The following is a 15,121-nucleotide window of genomic DNA, read 5'->3' on the forward strand; positions in this document are numbered from 1 at the left end:
TGGGAGACTGGAGGGCGATGCCCAGCCCCGACCCCGTCGCCGACCTCGTCGGCCGCCTCGAGCGCGCCGTGGTCGCGTCCGGCAGGCGGCGCCGCGAGCTCGCGCGCGAGATCGAGGGCGACCTGCGGGAGGCCGTCGCCGCGCGCGTCGACGCGGGAGCGCCCGAGCCGCTCGCCGCAACCGCCGTGGTCGCCGAGTTCGGCGACCCGCGCGCGATCGCCGCCGAGCTCTCGACCGAGCTGCTCGCCGACCGCGGCCGCCGCTTCGCCCCGCGCGCCGCGCTCGCCGCCGCGACGCTGCTCGTGGTGTGGTTCGTCGGCATGACCGCCCTCGCGGCGGTGCCCGGGTTCCGGGTGCCGGTCGAGGACGGCTGGATGCTCCAGGTCTCGCGGGCGCTCGACGCTGCGGGACCGATCGTGGCGGCAGCCGCCGCCGCCGGCTGGCTCGCGATCCGGCGCTCGGGCTCGCTCACCGCGCTCGTGGCCGTGGCCGGCCTGCAGCTCGCGTTCGCCGTCGCGCTCGTCGCGGGCGCGGTCGCGATGGCGGCGACGATCGCCGTGCCCGCCGCCGGTGCCGGCATCCTCGCGGCCCTGCTGGTCACGACGCTCGTGCTCGGCTCGGCGCTCGCGGTCGCCGCGGCCGCGCTGCTCGTGCGCTGGGGCGCCGTCAGGCTCGCGCCGCGCCGAGCACGCTCGTGATGATCGAGGCCGTCGCGGTCCACTCGGTGCGCTGCGCCTCGAGCTCGCTCGTGCCCGCAGGCGTCAGCCGGTAGACCCGCTTCGAGCGCCCGCTCGACTCCCACTCCCCCTCGATGAGGCCGCGGCGCTCCAGCCGCTTCAGCGCCGGGTAGACGGTGCCGCTCGGGAAGTCGAGCGCGCCGCCGGAGCGGTCGCGGATGCGCTCGATCGCGCCGTAGCCGTGCACCGGCCCGTCGGCGAGCACCGACAGCAGCATCGCGTCGACGTGGCCGCGGAGCGCGTCAGGGGAAGCCATGCGTGCAGTCTAGCCGTTGCCTGCCTGCATATGCAGACAGCCTGCACTCCGCCGGGCTTCCCTCGAGCGCGGGTCTCGCCGCGGAGGAACCGGAGCTCGGGGAAGCTCGACGGAGCCGGCCTCGCGCGGGCCAAGTCAGCCGCGGCGACCGCCGCCGAGCAGGCCGCCGAGGATGTCGCCGAGCGGGCCGAGCGGACCGCCGCTCGAGCCGCTCTCCCGGCTGGAGCCGCCGCCCAGGATGCCGCCGAGCAGGTCGTCGAGGCCGAGGCCGCCGCCCTGGCCCTGCTGGCCCGGCTGCTGGCCGGGCGCGGGCGCCGGGGTCTGCGTCTGCGGCACCTGCACCTTCTGCTCGGCGCCCGCGGAGCCCCGGTCGAAGGGCGAGTCGAAGCCGCCGCCCGGCTCCTCGGCGCGCTCGGGCGCCTGCGGCGCCGCCCCGCCCCGCTGGCCGAGGAACCGGTTCGCGATCCACGCGAGCACGATGGGCGCGACGATCGGCAGGATCTTCTGGATGATGCCGCCGAGCGCACCGCCGCCGCCGGCCGCGCGCGCGATCTGGTCGGTGTTGTCGCCGAAGACGTTGTGCACGATCTTCTCGCCGTCGGCGGTGTCGATGTCGCCCGCGAGGCGCTCGTCGAGGTGGCCGGCGTGCGCGCCGAGCGCGCCCGCGAGCGACTGAGCGCCCGCCGGGTCGTGCGCGTTCGCCTGCATCCCGCCGACCAGGGTCGGCACGATGGCCTCGACCGCCTGCCTCGCCTCGGCCTCGCTGACGCCCGCGCGCTGCGCGATCTGCTGGATCGGCATCTGGCCGAGCAGCTGCTGGATCTCCGACATGGCTCCTCCTCGAGTCGATCGGCGGCTCGCACCGCCGGTGCGACTGATGCTAGGCGACCCGGCCGAGGATGAGCCGGGAGGGATCAGCCGACGGTGGCCTGCGCGACGACCGGGTTGCGCAGCGTGCCGACGCCCGGCACCTCCACCTCGACCGTCTGGCCCGCGCGCAGCGGGCCCACGCCCTCCGGGGTGCCCATCAGCACGACGTCGCCGGGCAGCAGGGTCATGGATGCGGTGATCCACTCGAGCACGGTGGGCGCGTCGAAGATCCAGTCGCTCGAGACGCCGTCCTGCCGCACCTCGCCGTCGACGCGCGTGATGACCTGCAGCGCGTCGTAGTCGGGCTCGGTCTCGATCGCGGGCCCGAGCGGGCAGAACGTGTCGAAGCCCTTCGCGCGCGCCCACTGCTTCTCGCGGTGCTGCAGGTCGCGCGCGGTCACGTCGTTGGCGACCGTGACGCCGAAGACGGCGTGCAGCGCGTTCGCCCGCGTGAGGCGCCGCGCGACCTTGCCGATCACGAGGGCGATCTCGCCCTCGAAGTGCACGTCCTGCGACTCCGGCGGCAGCACGATCGCGTCGCCGGGGCCGATCACCGACGTGTTGGGCTTCAGGAAGACCAGCGGCTCGGTGGGCACCTCGTTGCCGAGCTCGGCCGCGTGCTTCGCGTAGTTGCGGCCGACCGCCACGACCTTCGAGCGCGGGATGACGGGCGCGAGCAGCCGTGCCTCGGCGATCGGGATGCGGGTGCCGGTCGTGTCGAAGCCGGCGACGATCGGGTCGCCGACCAGCTCGACCAGCGCATCCCCGTCGACGACGCCGTAGCCGATGCGCTCGCCGTGCGCGAACCGCGCGACGCGCATCAGCGGGCCTCCGTCAGCTGCACCATCCAGCCGTGCGGGTCCTCCGCGCGGCCGTACTGGATGTCGGTGAGCCGCTGGCGGAGCGCCATCGCGACCGGGCCGGCGGGCGCGCCGGGGTCGCCGATCGTCTCATCGGGGCTCTTGAGCGCCGCGATGGGCGTCAGCACGGCGGCGGTGCCGCACGCGAAGACCTCGGTGATCGAGCCGTCGGCGATGCCGTCGCGCCACTCCGCGAGCGTCACCGGCCGCCGCTCGACCCGGTGGCCCGCATCCGCCGCGAGCTCGAGCAGCGAGTTGCGCGTGATGCCGTCGAGGATGGAGTCGGAGTCGGGGGTGATGAGGGTGCCGTCGGCCCGGACGAGCACGACGTTCATGCCGCCGAGCTCCTCGAGCTCGGTGCCCGCCTCGTTGAGGAAGAGCACCTGCGCGCAGCCGTTCGCGGCCGCCTGCTGCGTGGGCAGGAGGCTCGCGGCGTAGTTGCCGCCGCACTTGGCGGCGCCGGTGCCGCCCTTGCCGGCGCGGTTGTACTCGCGCGAGAGCCAGATCGAGACCGGCTTCACGCCGCCCGCGAAGTAGGGCCCGGCGGGGCTCGCGATGACCATGAACCGCACGGTCTGCGCCGCGCGCACCCCGAGGAACACCTCGTTGGCGATCATGAAGGGCCGCAGGTAGAGCGAGTTCTCGCCGCCGGCCGGCACCCACGCCTCGTCCATCCGCACGAGCTGCCGCACCGACTCGACGAAGTCGTCGACCGACAGCTCGGGCAGCGCCAGCCGCGCCGCCGAGCGCTGCATGCGCTTGGCGTTCTCCTCGGGCCGGAAGGTCCAGACCGAGCCGTCGGCGCGGCGGTAGGCCTTCATGCCCTCGAAGATCTCCTGGCCGTAGTGGAGCACGGCGGAGGCCGGGTCCATCTGCAGCGGGCCGTACGGCTCGACGCGGTGGCCGTGCCAGCCCTCGTCGACCGTCCAGTCGATCGAGACCATGTGGTCGGTGAAGTGCTTGCCGAAGCCGGGCTCGGCGAGCACGCCCTCGCGGACGCTGTCCGCGGCGGGCCGCTCGTTGCGGGTGATCGCGAAGTCGGTCATGCCTGCTCCTTGCCGGTGGATGCGCTGATGCGGCCGGCGATCGCGTCGCCGACCTCGCTGGTGCTGCGTGCGGTGCCGTCGCGCCCGTCGATGTCGGCGTCGACGGCGTCGCGGATGCGCCGGCCGGCGTCGGGGTGGCCCGAGTGCTCGAGCAGGAGTGCCGCCGAGAGGATCGCCGCGGTCGGGTCGGCGATGCCCCTCCCCGCGATGTCGGGGGCGGAGCCGTGCACGGGCTCGAACATGCTCGGGAAGGCGCCCGAGGGGTTGAGGTTGCCGGAGGCCGCGAGGCCGATCCCGCCGCCGACGGCGCCGGCGAGGTCGGTCAGGATGTCGCCGAACAGGTTGTCGGTGACGATCACGTCGAAGCGGCTGGGCCGGTCGACGAGGAAGATCGTGGCGGCGTCGACGTGGAGGTAGTCGACCTCGACCTCGGGGTGGTCGACCGCCACCTCGTCGACGATGCGCTGCCAGAGCGCGCCGGCGTGCACGAGCACGTTCTTCTTGTGCACGAGCGTGAGCCGGCGGCGGCGCTGCTCGGCGAGCTCGAAGGCGAAGCGCACGACCCGCTCGACGCCGAAGGCGGTGTTCACGCTCGTCTCGTTCGCGATCTCGTGGGGCGTGCCCTGGCGCAGCGCGCCGCCGTTGCCGACGTACGGCCCCTCGGTGCCCTCGCGCACGACGACGAAGTCGATCTCGCCCGGGTCGCGCAGGGGGCTGCCGATCCGCGGGTGGAGCACGGTCGGGCGCAGGTTCACGTGGTGGTCGAACGCGAAGCGCAGGCGCAGCAGGAGCCCGCGCTCGATGATGCCGCCGGCGAGGCGCGGGTCGGCGGGGTCGCCGCCGACGGCGCCCAGCAGGATCGCGTCGTGCTCGGCGAGGCTCGCGAGCGTGGCGTCGTCGAGCACCTCGCCGGTCTCGAGGTAGTGGGCGGCGCCCAGCGCGTACTCGGTCTCGACCAGCTCGACGTCGGTGAGCGCGGCGCGCATCGCCTTCCTCGCCTCGAGCGTGACCTCCTGCCCGATGCCGTCTCCTGCGATGACCGCGAGGCGCAGCTGCTCCACGCTTCCTCCCCTGGCGCACCCGCGTGCGCGTCGTCGAACCGCCTCCGCAGCCGTGCGGACGGCGATTCCCAGCCTAGTCGGCGGGCGCGTCCACCTGCGTGCCAGGGAGCGGCGGGTACATTCCCAGCAAGCGGCCTGGTCCCGGGCTGCACCAACGAACGGAGTGCACCTTGAGCATCGGCTTCGGCATCTTCCTCATGGCAGTCGGCGCGATCGTCGCCTGGGCGGTCCCCGCCCTGTGGCAGGTCGACGGCGCCAACTGGTCCCTCATCGGCTACATCCTGCTCGGCGCGGGCGCGCTCGTGACGCTGATCGGCATCGTCATGGCTGCGCGCTCCGGCCGCACCAGCCAGGTGTCGCGCACGGCGGTCGACCCGGAGACCGGCACGCGCGTCGAGCGCACCGAGCGCCGCGACGACCTGATCTGAGCAGCCCCCGCGCTGCAGCGGCGTCGTCCCTCCCGGGGCGGCGCCGCTTCGTCGTCCTGGGCGCCTACGCGCGGCGCAGGGCGCGCAGCGCGACGACGACGGCCGCCGCCATGAGCGCCGCTCCGGTGAGCGCGGTCCACAGCGCCCCCTGGTCGAAGGCCGCGCGCGCGGCCTCGGCGATGCCGGCGCCGAGGTCGCCCTGCACCCGCTCGGCCACCTCGAGCGCGCCCGCGAGCGTCTCGCGCGCGGCGTCTGCGTCGGCGGATGCGACGCCGTCGGGCAGCGCGATCGACGCACGGTAGACGGCGCTCACGATGCCGCCGAGCACCGCGGTGCCGAGCACGGCGCCGAGCTCGTACGCGGTCTCGGAGACGGCGCTCGCCGCGCCCGCCTTCGCGGGCGGCGCGGTCGAGACGACGATCTCGTTCGAGAGCGTCTCGGCGGCGCCGACGCCGGCGCCGAGCAGCACGTAGGCGATCGCGACATGCAGCGGCGAGAGCGCGTCGCCCGCGAGCGCGACGAGCAGGTAGCCGGCCATCGAGCTCGCGAGGCCCGCCGCGACCACCCGGTGCGCGGGCACGTGCCGCACCATGCGCACGACGCCGAGGCCCGCGAGCACCATGGCGATCGTGCCGGGCACGAGCAGCAGCGCCGCGTCGAGCGTCGACAGCCCCTCGACCAGCTGCAGGTGCTGGGTGAGGAAGAACAGTGCGCCGACGAGCGCGACGACGCTCAGCAGGTTGATCGCGATCGCCCCCGAGAACGCGGGCACCCGCAGCAGGTCGAGGTCGAGCATGGGCTCGTCGACCGAGCGCATGCGGCGCGCGAAGCCGAGGCCCGCGACGATCGCGACCGCGAGCAGCGCGACGGCGAGGAGGTCGGGGCCCTCCACCGCGACGTGCTTGATCGTCGCGGCGAGCGCGCCGAGCGCGGCGATAGAGAGCGCGATGCCGATCGGGTCGATGGGGCCGGGCGCGGCGTCGCGGCTCTCGCGCACGAGCAGCGGCGCGAGCACGAGCAGCGGCAGCAGCACGGGCACCGCCATGAGGAAGACGGAGCCCCACGCGAAGTGCTCGAGCAGCAGCCCGCCCACCGTCGGGCCGAGCGCCGAGCCGACCGAGAACGCCGTCGCCCAGACGGCGATCGCGAGGCGGCGCTGATCGCGGTGCGGGAAGGTCGAGCGCAGCAGCGAGAGGGTCGACGGCATGAGCATCGCGCCGAAGAGGCCGAGCGCCGCGCGCGCGGCGATGAGGGCGGATGCGGTGGGCGCGAAGGCGGCGAGCACCGAGACCACGGCGAAGCCGGTGGCGCCGATGAGCAGCATGCGCCGGCGGCCGAACCGGTCGCCGAGGCTCCCCATCGCCACGAGGAGGCCGGCGAGCACGAGCGCGTAGGCATCCACCATCCACAGCTGCTGCGCGGCGTCGGGCTCGAGCGCGAGCGAGATCTGCGGCAGCGCGAACGCCAGCACCGTGTTGTCGATCGAGACGAGCAGCACCGGGAGCATGAGCACCGCGAGCGCGACCCACTCGCGCGCGCCGGCGCGCGGCGCGGTCGCCTCGTCGAGGACGCGGGTCTGCTGGCGGATGTCCATGGTCGGGCTCCTGGTCGGGTGGCGGCCGGCGCGGGCGGCGCGCGACCCCGTTACTGTACCGTCTGGACGGTTGGCTGGCAACGCTATGCTCATGCCGTGCCCCGTGACTCCCCCGCCAGAGCGCAGCTGCTCGACGCGTACATCACGCTGCTCATCGAGGGCGGCGAGCGCGCCGCGACCGTGCAGGCGGTCGCCGAGCGCGCGGGCGTGTCGAAGGGCGGGCTGCTCTACCACTTCGGCTCGAAGGCCGCGCTCGAGGCCGGGCTCATCGAGCGCTTCGAGCTGCTCGGGGCCGAGGACCTCGAGTCGCTCCGCGCCGCCGACGACCTCGTGGGCCGGTTCCTGCGCACCTCGGTCGCCGAGGGCAGCGACCTCGACCGCGCGACGGTCGCCCTCGTGCGCCTCGCGCAGTCCCCCGCCGGCGCCGGTGCGCGCGCGGCGCTGCAGCGGCTCGACGACGAGTACGTCGCGGCCCTCGCGGCGCGGCTCGGCGACGAGGAGCTCGCGCTCGCGATCGTGCTGATGTCCGACGGCGTCTACCTGCGCTCGGCGCTCGGCGCGCTCGAGCCCGGCCGCGCCGAGGTCGAGATCGAGCGGCTCATCGCCGTCGCGCGCCGGCTGGGCGCCTCAGCCGGAGGACCTGCATGACGATCGAGGACATCGCGCGCCGCGAGGCCATCGCCGAGTACCGGCTGCTCGGCGAGGCGCCTGAGCCCGACCTGCAGAGCCTCGTCGAGCTCGCCGCCGCGCTGTGCGGCGTGCCGACGGCCGTGATCAACATCATCGACGACCGCAAGCAGCACCAGGTCGCCGCGATCGGGCTCGACCCGAGCGTCTGCGCGCGCGAGGACTCGATGTGCGCGGTCGTCTTCCGCAGCCCCGGGCACGTCGTCGTGCCCGACGCGCGCGACGACGAGCGGTTCCGACGGAACCCCTTCGTCACCGGCGAGATCGCCGCCGTGCGCTTCTACGCCTCAAGCGCGCTCATCACCCCGGCCGGGGTGCCCATCGGCACGCTGTGCGTCTTCGACGACGAGGTGGGCGAGCTCACCCCCGAGGCGAGCCGCGCGCTCGCGCTGCTGGCCCGGCAGGTCGTCGACGTGCTCGAGCTGCGCCGCATCACCCGCGAGCTCGAGCGCTCGAACGAGCAGCTCGCCCACTTCGCCGGCCAGGTGAGCCACGACCTGCGCACGCCCCTCACTGCGCTCGTCGGCTTCCTCGAGCTCGCGGCCTCGAGCCCCGAGATGGCGGCGGCGCCGGCGGCCGGCCGCGCGCTCGAGCGCGCCGAGTCGGCCGCCGACCGCATGAGCGCGCTCGTCGAGGACCTCCTCGACTTCGCCCGTGTCGGCGGCTCGGTCCGCCGCGGTGAGGTCGACCTCGACGCCGTGGTCGCCGACGCGCTCGACGACCTCGACGCCGCCGTCGCGGCATCCGACGCCGTCATCGACGTCGGCCCCCTCCCCCGCATCACCGGCGATGCGACCCTCCTGCGGGCGCTGCTGCAGAACCTGCTCTCGAACGCGCTGAAGTTCGGCGGTCGGGGCGGTGCCGCGCCGCGGATCGAGGTCCGCGCGCACCCGATGGCGTCAGGCTGGCGCATCGCCGTGGACGACGACGGCCCCGGCGTGCCGGAGGCCGACCGGGACCGCGTGTTCGAGCTGCTCGAGCGCGCGGGCAGGGGCGACGTCGACGGGCTCGGGATCGGCCTGTCGACCTGCCGTCGCATCGTGCAGGCGCACGGCGGCCGCATGGGCATCGACGACGCGGCGCTCGGCGGCGCGAGCGTGTGGGTGCTGCTCCCCGGCGGCGACTGAGCGCGACCGGCTACCGGCGCGCGCCGGCCGCGGCCTCGCCGATCACCTGCGCGAGCTCGACCGGCCTCGACCACATCGGCCAGTGGCCGGTGGGCAGGTCGACGAGCGTCATCGCCCGATGCTCGAGCAGCCCGGCGAGGAACGGCACGCCCTGCTCGGCGTACGAGCGGTAGTCGGCGGCCGAGAACGCCGTGCACACCACCGTCGCCGGCACGTCGAGCCGCCGCTCGTCGGCGAGGCGCACCGCGTCGCGCACGGTGCGGCCCGGCTGCGGCACGGCGCGCTCGCGGAAGTCGGCGAGCTGCGCGTCGGTCAGGTCGCGCATCGAGCCGTCGGCGAGCTCGTCGTCCCACCGCTCGTCGAGCGTGAGCACGTCGGCCGTGGACGACGCATCCATCGCCGCCCCGTCGACGACGGGCGCCGTGTCGACCCACACGGTGCGCGCCACCCGGTCGACGGCGCGGTCGAGCGCGAGCGTCGCCGGCAGCGCGCCGCCGGAGTGCGCGACGAGCACCGCCGGCCCGTCGCCGAGCGCCGCGACGATCGCGTCGGCCTGCTCGTCGAGCGTCACCTCGCCGCGGGCGGGATGGTCGGGCTCGAGGCCCGGCAGGGTGAGCGCGACGACGTCGTGGCCCTGCTCGCGCAGCAGCCGGGCGACGTCGTCCCACGCCCAGGCGCCCAGCCAGAAGCCGGGCACGAGCACGATGCGGGCGGATGCGGTGGTGTCCATGCGCGCGACGCTACCGCCGGGCGCCGACACGGGCCAGGCTCGCGACGCGACTCAGAGCGGGCGGATCTCGATCTGCCGGATCGTCGTCGCCTCGATCGCCGCGCCGAGCTGCTCGACGAGCGCGTCGGGCGCGGCCTGGTCGATCGTGATGATCGACAGCGCGTCGCCGCCCGCCTCCGTGCGCGCGATCTGCATGCCGGCGATGTTGATCGACGCCTCGCCGAAGGCCGCGCCGTAGGCGGCCACGATGCCCGGGCGGTCGACGTACTCCATCACGACGAAGTGCTCGGCCATCGGCACCTCGACCGACTGGCCGTTGACGCCGACGATCTTCTCGACCTGCTTCGGGCCCGTCAGCGTGCCCTCGACGCTCACGCGGCGGCCGTCGCTGCACGCGACGATCACCTCGACGACGTTGCGGTACTCGTCGCTGCGCTCGTCGGCCGACAGGTCGCTCGTGACGCCCCGCGACTCGGCGATCACCGGCGCGTTGACGAACGTCACCTGCTCGCTCACGATCGACGAGAAGAAGCCCTTGAGCGCCGCCAGGCGCAGCACCTTCACGTCGTAGCCGGCGAGCTCGCCGTGCACCGCGACATCCACCGCCTCCACGGGGCCGGCCGCGAGGCCCGCCGCGAACTGGCCGAGCCGCTCCGCGAGCGGGATGCCGGGGCGCACGTACTCGTCGATGATGCCGCCGGCGACGTTCACGGCATCCGGCACGAGGTCGCCCGAGAGCGCGAGCCGCACCGAGCGGGCGACGGCGATGCCGGCCTTCTCCTGCGCCTCGTCGGTCGACGCGCCGAGGTGCGGCGTGACCTGGATGTTCGGGGCCGAGGTGAGCGCGTCGTCCTTCGGCGGCTCGGAGACGAACACGTCGATGCCGGCGCCGGCGATGCGGCCGGAGCGGAGCGCCTCGGCGAGCGCGGCCTCGTCGATGATGCCGCCGCGCGAGGCGTTGACGATCCGCAGCGTCGGCTTCGCGAGCGCGAACTGCGCCTCGCCGATGAGGCCGACCGTCTCGGGCGTGCGCGGGATGTGGATGGTGATGAAGTCGCTCTCGGCCATCAGCTCGTCGAGGCTGCGCAACTCGACGCCGAGCTGGGCGGCGCGCGCGGGGCTGACGAACGGGTCGTAGGCGACGAGCTTCGTGCCGAACGCGGCGAGCCGCTCGGCGACGAGCACGCCGATGCGGCCGAGGCCGACGATGCCGACGGTCTTCTCGTACAGCTCGACGCCGGTGTAGGCGGAGCGCTTCCACTCGCCGCGCTTGAGCGACGCGTCGGCGGCGGGGATGTGGCGGGCGAGGCCCAGGATGTGCGCGATCGCGAGCTCGGCGGCCGAGACGATGTTGGAGGTCGGCGCGTTGACGACCATGACGCCCGCGGCGGTCGCGGCGGGGATCTCGACGTTGTCGAGGCCGACGCCGGCGCGCGCGATCACCTTGAGCTGCGGCGCGTGCGAGAGCGCCTCGGCGTCGATGCGGGTGGCGCTGCGGACGAGCACGGCGGATGCGTCGGCGAGCGCCGCGAAGAGCGCCTCGCGGTCGGTGCCGTCGACCGAGCGGATCTCGAAGTCGGGGCCGAGGGCATCGACGGTCGCCGCCGAGAGCTCCTCGGCGATCAGGACGACGGGCTTGGACATGCGGGACTCCCTTGACGGTGATGACCGCGCGTGGGGTGCGCGGCCCGGGCGCAGCACGTCGTCGTGCCGCAGCCAGCCTACCGAGCGGCACGTGCGCCGGCGGCGCCCGATCGTCATGCGACGCAACCGGAGTGCGGGAGGATGGGGGGCGATGGACGCCTTCGCTCTCGTGCAGCTCGTGCTGCGGATCCTGCTCGCCGTGGTCTTCATCGGCATGGGCGCCGCCCACTTCGTGCCCCGCGTGCGCCGCACGATGGGCGCGATGATCCCCGCGGGGCTCGCCGGCCCCGACCGGCGCTGGGCGCCGACGCTCGTGACCGTCTCCGGCGTCGCCGAGATCCTCGGCGGCCTCGGCCTGCTCGCGCCGTGGTGGGGCGTGCGGTTCGCGGCGGGGCTCGCGCTCATCGCGCTGCTGATCCTCGTGTTCCCCGCGAACGCGCAGGCGGCGAAGGAGCCGGAGCGCTTCGGCGCCGTCGCGGTGCCGCTCGTGCCGCGCGCGATCGGGCAGATCGTGCTCGGGCTGCTGATCCTCGTCAGCGTGATCTGACGCGGCCCGCGCGCGCGGGCTACGCGCCGAGCGCGGTGATCGCGATCTGCCGCGCCAGCTGCTCGGCGAGCAGGCTCAGCTGCGCGCTCACGCCGAGCGCGACCAGCAGGATGCCCGCCTTGGCGACGAGGCGCATCCGCCGCCCGACGAAGAGCGCGACGACGAAGAGGATGCCCGGCAGCGCCACCTGCGCCACGAGCAGCCACCACGGGATGGCGCCCTCGATGCCCGCGCCGACGTAGAGCAGCGGCAGCTGCTCGGCGTTGGCGATCGCCTCGACGGTGTCGTAGCCGAACGCGAGCGCGAACAGCAGCGCGACGATCCAGCTGTCGCTCGGGCGCTCCTCGCGCCGCTCGCGGGCGCTCATGCGAGCACTCCGACGGCGAGCGGCCACGGCGCGGTGACGACGAGCCCCGCGAGCCACCAGGGCGCGCGGCGGCCGACGGGCGCGAGGCGGTCGACGCAGAACCACCACAGCGGCGGCGCGATCACCGCGAGCAGCTCGCCCAGCTGGTACATCGCGAGCCCGAGCAGGCTCGGCTGCTGCACGGGGTTGAGCACCATGATCGCGATCCAGCCGACGGTCGAGGCCGCGGCGAGCGCGAGCATGAGCCAGCCGAGCGGGCCGCGGCGCCGCGCCTCGCGGGGGGCGTCGGGGGCGGATGCGCCGTCGGGCCCGGGCGCGGAGCCCGCGCCGTCGTCGGCGGTCGCGCGATCGAGCTCGTCGTCGCCTTCCCAGCGGAGGGCATCCTCGTCGCGGCTCATCCGCACCAGCCTACCGGTGGCCGACGCCGGCATCCGGCGCGAGTTAGGCTACCCTTACCTCATCGCCGCGGCGCCGGATGCCGCCGGCCCATCACCTCTCCGGGAGTCCTCCTTGCAGCGTTCCGCCCTGCGCGCCATCGCGCCCGCCGCCCTCGCCGCCGCAGCCCTCGTGCTCGCCGGCTGCACCGCATCCGACCCCGAGCCCTCGGCGAGCACCGGCTCGACCGGTGCCGCAGCCGAGGCCGACGGCGCCTTCACGCTCTACGCCGGCCGCAGCGAGGACCTCGTCGACCCGCTCATCGAGCAGTTCGAGGAGTCGAGCGGCATCGACGTCGACGTGCGCTACGCCTCGTCGACCGAGCTCGAGGCGCTCCTGCTCGAGGAGGGCGACCGCTCCCCCGCCGACGTCTTCTGGTCGCAGGACGCCGGCTCGCTCGGCGCCGTCGCCGAGGCGGGCATGCTCGCGACGCTGCCCGAGGAGATCACCGGCGCGGTGCCGGCCGAGTTCACCTCGACCGACGGCAGCTGGGTCGGCGTCACGGGCCGCGCGCGCGTCATCGCCTACGACAGCGAGGACGTCGCCGAGGCCGAGGTGCCCACCGCGATCGCCGACCTCACCGGGGAGGAGTACCGCGGCCGCGTGGCGTTCGCGCCCGGCAACGCCTCGTTCCAGTCGTTCGTGACCGCGATGCGCGTGCTCGAGGGCGAGGAGGCGGCCGCCGCGTGGGTCGAGGCGATCGCCGCGAACGAGCCGATCCTCACCGAGTCGAACGGCCAGACGCTCGACCTCGTGCAGTCGGGCGAGGCCGACTTCGGGCTCATCAACCACTACTACTGGTTCGAGGACGCCAACGAGCTCGGCGCCGACCAGATGCGCGCGCAGCTCGCGTTCCTGCCGGGCGACCCCGGCGGCATCGTGAACGTGACGGGCGCGGGCCTGCTCGCGAGCGCCGAGGGCGACCCCGACGCGCTCGCCTTCATCGAGCACCTCGTCTCGGCCGAGGCGCAGGAGTACTTCGTCACCGAGACCTTCGAGTACCCGCTCGTCGACGGCGTCGAGGCGGCGCCCGAGCTGCCGGCGATCGAGTCGCTCGCGGTCGAGGACCTCGACCTCGCCGACCTCGCGTCGCTCGCCGACACCCAGGCGCTGCTCGCCGAGCACGGCCTGCTGTAGGTGCTGGCAGCGCCGCCGCGCGTGCGCCGTCCCGAGCGGGGCGGCGCACGCGCGCTCGCGCTCGCAGGCGCCGTGTCGGTGGCGCTGCTCGCCGCGCCCGTCGTCTACCTCGTCGTGCGCGCGGTCGGCGCCGACCCCGCCGCCGCGCTCCCGCTCGTGCTGCGGCCGCGCACGGGCGAGCTGCTCGTCACGAGCCTCGCCCTCGCGCTCGCCGTCGCGCTCGCGGTGGGCGCGCTCGGCACGCTCCAGGCCGCGCTGCTCGCGCGGCTGCGGCTCCCGGGTGCCCGCACGCTGCTGACGCTCGCCGCGCTGCCGCTCGCGATGCCGTCGTACGTCGCCGCCTTCGGCTGGCTCGGGATCGTGCCCTCGATGCAGGGCTTCTGGGGCGCGTGGCTGCAGCTCACGATCGTCTCGACCCCGTACGTGACCCTCCCCGTCTTCGCGGCGCTGCGCTCGACGCCCGCCGGGCTCGAGATCGCCGCGCGCTCCCTCGGCCGCACGCAGCTGTCCGCGATGCTGCAGGTGACGTGGCCCATCGTGCGCCCGGCGGCGACGGCCGGCGCGCTGCTCGCGGGCCTCTACGCCCTCGCCGACTTCGGCGTCGTCTCCCTCATGCGCGTCGAGACCCTCTCGACCGGCATCGCACGGGCGATGGGCGCGGGCTTCGACCGCTCCTACGCGGCGCTGCTCGGCCTCGTGCTCGTCGTCGCGGCCGTCGCGCTCGTGCTGCTCGAGCAGCGCGTGCGGCGGGCCGCCGTGCCCGCGCGCCTGCGATCGGCGGCGCCGCTGCGGCTGGAGGCGGGCGGATGGGCGCCGCTCGCGATGGCCGCGGTGGTCGTCACGCCGGTGCTCGCGATCGGCGTGCCGGTGGGGGTGCTGCTGGCGCGCGCCGCCTCGGCCGATGCGGTCGCGGCGCTCGACTGGCCCGAGCTGCTCGGCGCCGCGGGCACCTCGGTCGCGCTCGCGATCGCCGCGGGCCTGCTCGCGATCGCGCTCGCCGCGCCTGTCGCGCTGCTCGCCGCCCGCCACCCGTCGCCCCTCAGCCGCGCCCTCGAGGGCGCCGCCACGATCGCCCACTCGCTGCCCGGCATCGTCGTGGGCCTGTCGCTCGTGTTCCTCTCGCTCTCGCTCGTGCCGTGGGCGTACCAGAGCGTCGGCGTGCTCATCGCCGCCTACGCGCTGCTCGCCACGCCGCGCGCGGTCGGCGGGGTGCGCGCGGCGCTCGAGCGGGTGCCCGCGCGCTACGAGCTGCTCGCCCGCGCGCTCGGGCGGCCGCGGCTGCGGGCCCTCGCCGCCACCACCGCACCGCTCGCCGCGCCCGGCATCGCCGTGGCGGCGCTGCTCGCCGCCGTCGCCGCGCTCAAGGAGCTCCCCGCGACGCTGCTGCTGCGCCCGACCGGCGTCGACACGCTCGCGACGGCGCTGTGGGCGCGCACCGACATCTCCGAGTACGCCGCCGCCGCCCCCTACGCCCTCGCGCTCGTCGCGTGCGCGGCGGTGCCTGCCATGCTGGTGCTCGCCGCCACCGGCGAGCGCGACCCGGCGCACGCCGCCGAGATCACCGAGCGGAGCGCGCCATGACCCCCGAGCGGAGC

The 15,121-nt window shown here is 75.1% G+C and carries 17 protein-coding genes; 7 read left to right on the plus strand and 10 right to left on the minus strand.

Going from position 1 to position 15,121, the window contains the following annotated elements; translation table 11 throughout:
- Positions 1 to 17 precede the first annotated feature (17 nt).
- The gene (locus MU522_RS01155) at positions 18 to 698 is read left to right on the plus strand and encodes a permease prefix domain 1-containing protein (protein WP_146356514.1); all 681 of its coding nucleotides are present in this window, start codon (positions 18 to 20) and stop codon (positions 696 to 698) included.
- Here MU522_RS01155 and MU522_RS01160 read toward each other — a convergent pair.
- The 5 genes from MU522_RS01160 to MU522_RS01180 all read right to left on the minus strand — a co-directional run bounded on the left by MU522_RS01160 (position 667) and on the right by MU522_RS01180 (position 4,830).
- A complete protein-coding gene (locus MU522_RS01160) occupies positions 667 to 993 on the minus strand; it encodes a helix-turn-helix transcriptional regulator (RefSeq protein ID WP_128190269.1) in 327 nt (108 codons plus the stop codon). The two genes, MU522_RS01155 and MU522_RS01160, sit on opposite strands and share 32 nt — an antisense overlap.
- Positions 994 to 1,128: 135 nt before the next feature.
- On the minus strand, positions 1,129 to 1,824 hold the full coding sequence (locus MU522_RS01165) for a DUF937 domain-containing protein (RefSeq protein WP_246991887.1): 696 nt from the start codon (positions 1,822 to 1,824) through the stop codon (positions 1,129 to 1,131).
- 83 nt (positions 1,825 to 1,907) lie between these two features.
- Entirely contained in the window at positions 1,908 to 2,684 is a 777-nt protein-coding gene (locus MU522_RS01170) for a fumarylacetoacetate hydrolase family protein (RefSeq protein ID WP_128190271.1), read from the minus strand.
- Positions 2,684 to 3,769 (minus strand): branched-chain amino acid aminotransferase, encoded by a 1,086-nt coding sequence (locus MU522_RS01175; protein ID WP_246991888.1) that lies wholly within the window; start codon positions 3,767 to 3,769, stop codon positions 2,684 to 2,686. The genes MU522_RS01170 and MU522_RS01175 overlap by 1 nt, the downstream gene beginning before the upstream one ends.
- Positions 3,766 to 4,830: a 3-isopropylmalate dehydrogenase gene (locus MU522_RS01180; protein ID WP_246991890.1), complete on the minus strand. Its 1,065-nt coding sequence runs from the start codon at positions 4,828 to 4,830 to the stop codon at positions 3,766 to 3,768. The genes MU522_RS01175 and MU522_RS01180 overlap by 4 nt, the downstream gene beginning before the upstream one ends.
- Positions 4,831 to 5,000: 170 nt before the next feature.
- Between MU522_RS01180 and MU522_RS01185 the strand changes: the two genes are divergently transcribed.
- A complete protein-coding gene (locus MU522_RS01185) occupies positions 5,001 to 5,258 on the plus strand; it encodes a DUF6458 family protein (RefSeq protein WP_246991892.1) in 258 nt (85 codons plus the stop codon).
- 64 nt (positions 5,259 to 5,322) lie between these two features.
- On the opposite strand, the gene MU522_RS01190 is transcribed toward MU522_RS01185, so the two are convergent.
- Positions 5,323 to 6,852 (minus strand): MFS transporter, encoded by a 1,530-nt coding sequence (locus MU522_RS01190; protein WP_246991894.1) that lies wholly within the window; start codon positions 6,850 to 6,852, stop codon positions 5,323 to 5,325.
- Positions 6,853 to 6,948: 96 nt separating this feature from the next.
- Between MU522_RS01190 and MU522_RS13255 the strand changes: the two genes are divergently transcribed.
- Positions 6,949 to 7,500, plus strand: coding sequence for a TetR/AcrR family transcriptional regulator (locus MU522_RS13255; protein ID WP_281440010.1), 552 nt, complete (start codon positions 6,949 to 6,951; stop codon positions 7,498 to 7,500).
- Entirely contained in the window at positions 7,497 to 8,666 is a 1,170-nt protein-coding gene (locus MU522_RS01200) for a GAF domain-containing sensor histidine kinase (RefSeq protein WP_246991896.1), read from the plus strand. Before MU522_RS13255 ends, MU522_RS01200 begins: the two co-directional genes overlap by 4 nt.
- Before the next feature lie 10 nt (positions 8,667 to 8,676).
- Here the strand turns inward: MU522_RS01200 and MU522_RS01205 are convergent, their stop codons facing one another.
- A complete protein-coding gene (locus MU522_RS01205) occupies positions 8,677 to 9,396 on the minus strand; it encodes an alpha/beta fold hydrolase (protein ID WP_246991898.1) in 720 nt (239 codons plus the stop codon).
- Positions 9,397 to 9,447: 51 nt separating this feature from the next.
- Positions 9,448 to 11,040: a phosphoglycerate dehydrogenase gene (gene serA / locus MU522_RS01210; RefSeq protein WP_246991900.1), complete on the minus strand. Its 1,593-nt coding sequence runs from the start codon at positions 11,038 to 11,040 to the stop codon at positions 9,448 to 9,450.
- 151 nt (positions 11,041 to 11,191) lie between these two features.
- Between serA and MU522_RS01215 the strand changes: the two genes are divergently transcribed.
- A complete protein-coding gene (locus MU522_RS01215; protein WP_246991902.1) occupies positions 11,192 to 11,587 on the plus strand; it encodes a DoxX family membrane protein in 396 nt (131 codons plus the stop codon).
- 19 nt (positions 11,588 to 11,606) lie between these two features.
- On the opposite strand, the gene MU522_RS01220 is transcribed toward MU522_RS01215, so the two are convergent.
- Both MU522_RS01220 and MU522_RS01225 read right to left on the minus strand, forming a co-directional pair.
- Positions 11,607 to 11,954, minus strand: coding sequence for a hypothetical protein (locus MU522_RS01220; protein ID WP_246991904.1), 348 nt, complete (start codon positions 11,952 to 11,954; stop codon positions 11,607 to 11,609).
- On the minus strand, positions 11,951 to 12,352 hold the full coding sequence (locus tag MU522_RS01225; RefSeq protein ID WP_246991905.1) for a hypothetical protein: 402 nt from the start codon (positions 12,350 to 12,352) through the stop codon (positions 11,951 to 11,953). The genes MU522_RS01220 and MU522_RS01225 overlap by 4 nt, the downstream gene beginning before the upstream one ends.
- A 112-nt stretch (positions 12,353 to 12,464) precedes the next feature.
- Between MU522_RS01225 and MU522_RS01230 the strand changes: the two genes are divergently transcribed.
- Both MU522_RS01230 and MU522_RS01235 read left to right on the plus strand, forming a co-directional pair.
- Positions 12,465 to 13,526: an extracellular solute-binding protein gene (locus tag MU522_RS01230; protein WP_246991906.1), complete on the plus strand. Its 1,062-nt coding sequence runs from the start codon at positions 12,465 to 12,467 to the stop codon at positions 13,524 to 13,526.
- Positions 13,527 to 15,107, plus strand: a complete 1,581-nt coding sequence (locus tag MU522_RS01235; protein ID WP_246991907.1) for an ABC transporter permease subunit — start codon at positions 13,527 to 13,529, stop codon at positions 15,105 to 15,107.
- The last annotated feature ends 14 nt before the right edge of the window (positions 15,108 to 15,121 follow it).

Origin of the sequence: Agrococcus sp. SCSIO52902 (genome assembly GCF_022983135.1) — a bacterium.
GTDB lineage: Bacteria > Actinomycetota > Actinomycetes > Actinomycetales > Microbacteriaceae > Agrococcus > Agrococcus sediminis.

What these genes read in the sequence shown, in the direction of transcription:
- MU522_RS01155 (WP_146356514.1), top strand. Translation starts at nt 18, where the DNA reads ATGCCCAGCCCCGACCCCGTCGCCGACCTCGTCGGCCGCCTCGAGCGC.
- MU522_RS01160 (WP_128190269.1), bottom strand. Translation starts at nt 993, where the DNA reads ATGGCTTCCCCTGACGCGCTCCGCGGCCACGTCGACGCGATGCTGCTG.
- MU522_RS01165 (WP_246991887.1), bottom strand. Translation starts at nt 1,824, where the DNA reads ATGTCGGAGATCCAGCAGCTGCTCGGCCAGATGCCGATCCAGCAGATC.
- MU522_RS01170 (WP_128190271.1), bottom strand. Translation starts at nt 2,684, where the DNA reads ATGCGCGTCGCGCGGTTCGCGCACGGCGAGCGCATCGGCTACGGCGTC.
- MU522_RS01175 (WP_246991888.1), bottom strand. Translation starts at nt 3,769, where the DNA reads ATGACCGACTTCGCGATCACCCGCAACGAGCGGCCCGCCGCGGACAGC.
- MU522_RS01190 (WP_246991894.1), bottom strand. Translation starts at nt 6,852, where the DNA reads ATGGACATCCGCCAGCAGACCCGCGTCCTCGACGAGGCGACCGCGCCG.
- MU522_RS01200 (WP_246991896.1), top strand. Translation starts at nt 7,497, where the DNA reads ATGACGATCGAGGACATCGCGCGCCGCGAGGCCATCGCCGAGTACCGG.
- MU522_RS01205 (WP_246991898.1), bottom strand. Translation starts at nt 9,396, where the DNA reads ATGGACACCACCGCATCCGCCCGCATCGTGCTCGTGCCCGGCTTCTGG.
- serA (WP_246991900.1), bottom strand. Translation starts at nt 11,040, where the DNA reads ATGTCCAAGCCCGTCGTCCTGATCGCCGAGGAGCTCTCGGCGGCGACC.
- MU522_RS01215 (WP_246991902.1), top strand. Translation starts at nt 11,192, where the DNA reads ATGGACGCCTTCGCTCTCGTGCAGCTCGTGCTGCGGATCCTGCTCGCC.
- MU522_RS01220 (WP_246991904.1), bottom strand. Translation starts at nt 11,954, where the DNA reads ATGAGCGCCCGCGAGCGGCGCGAGGAGCGCCCGAGCGACAGCTGGATC.
- MU522_RS01225 (WP_246991905.1), bottom strand. Translation starts at nt 12,352, where the DNA reads ATGAGCCGCGACGAGGATGCCCTCCGCTGGGAAGGCGACGACGAGCTC.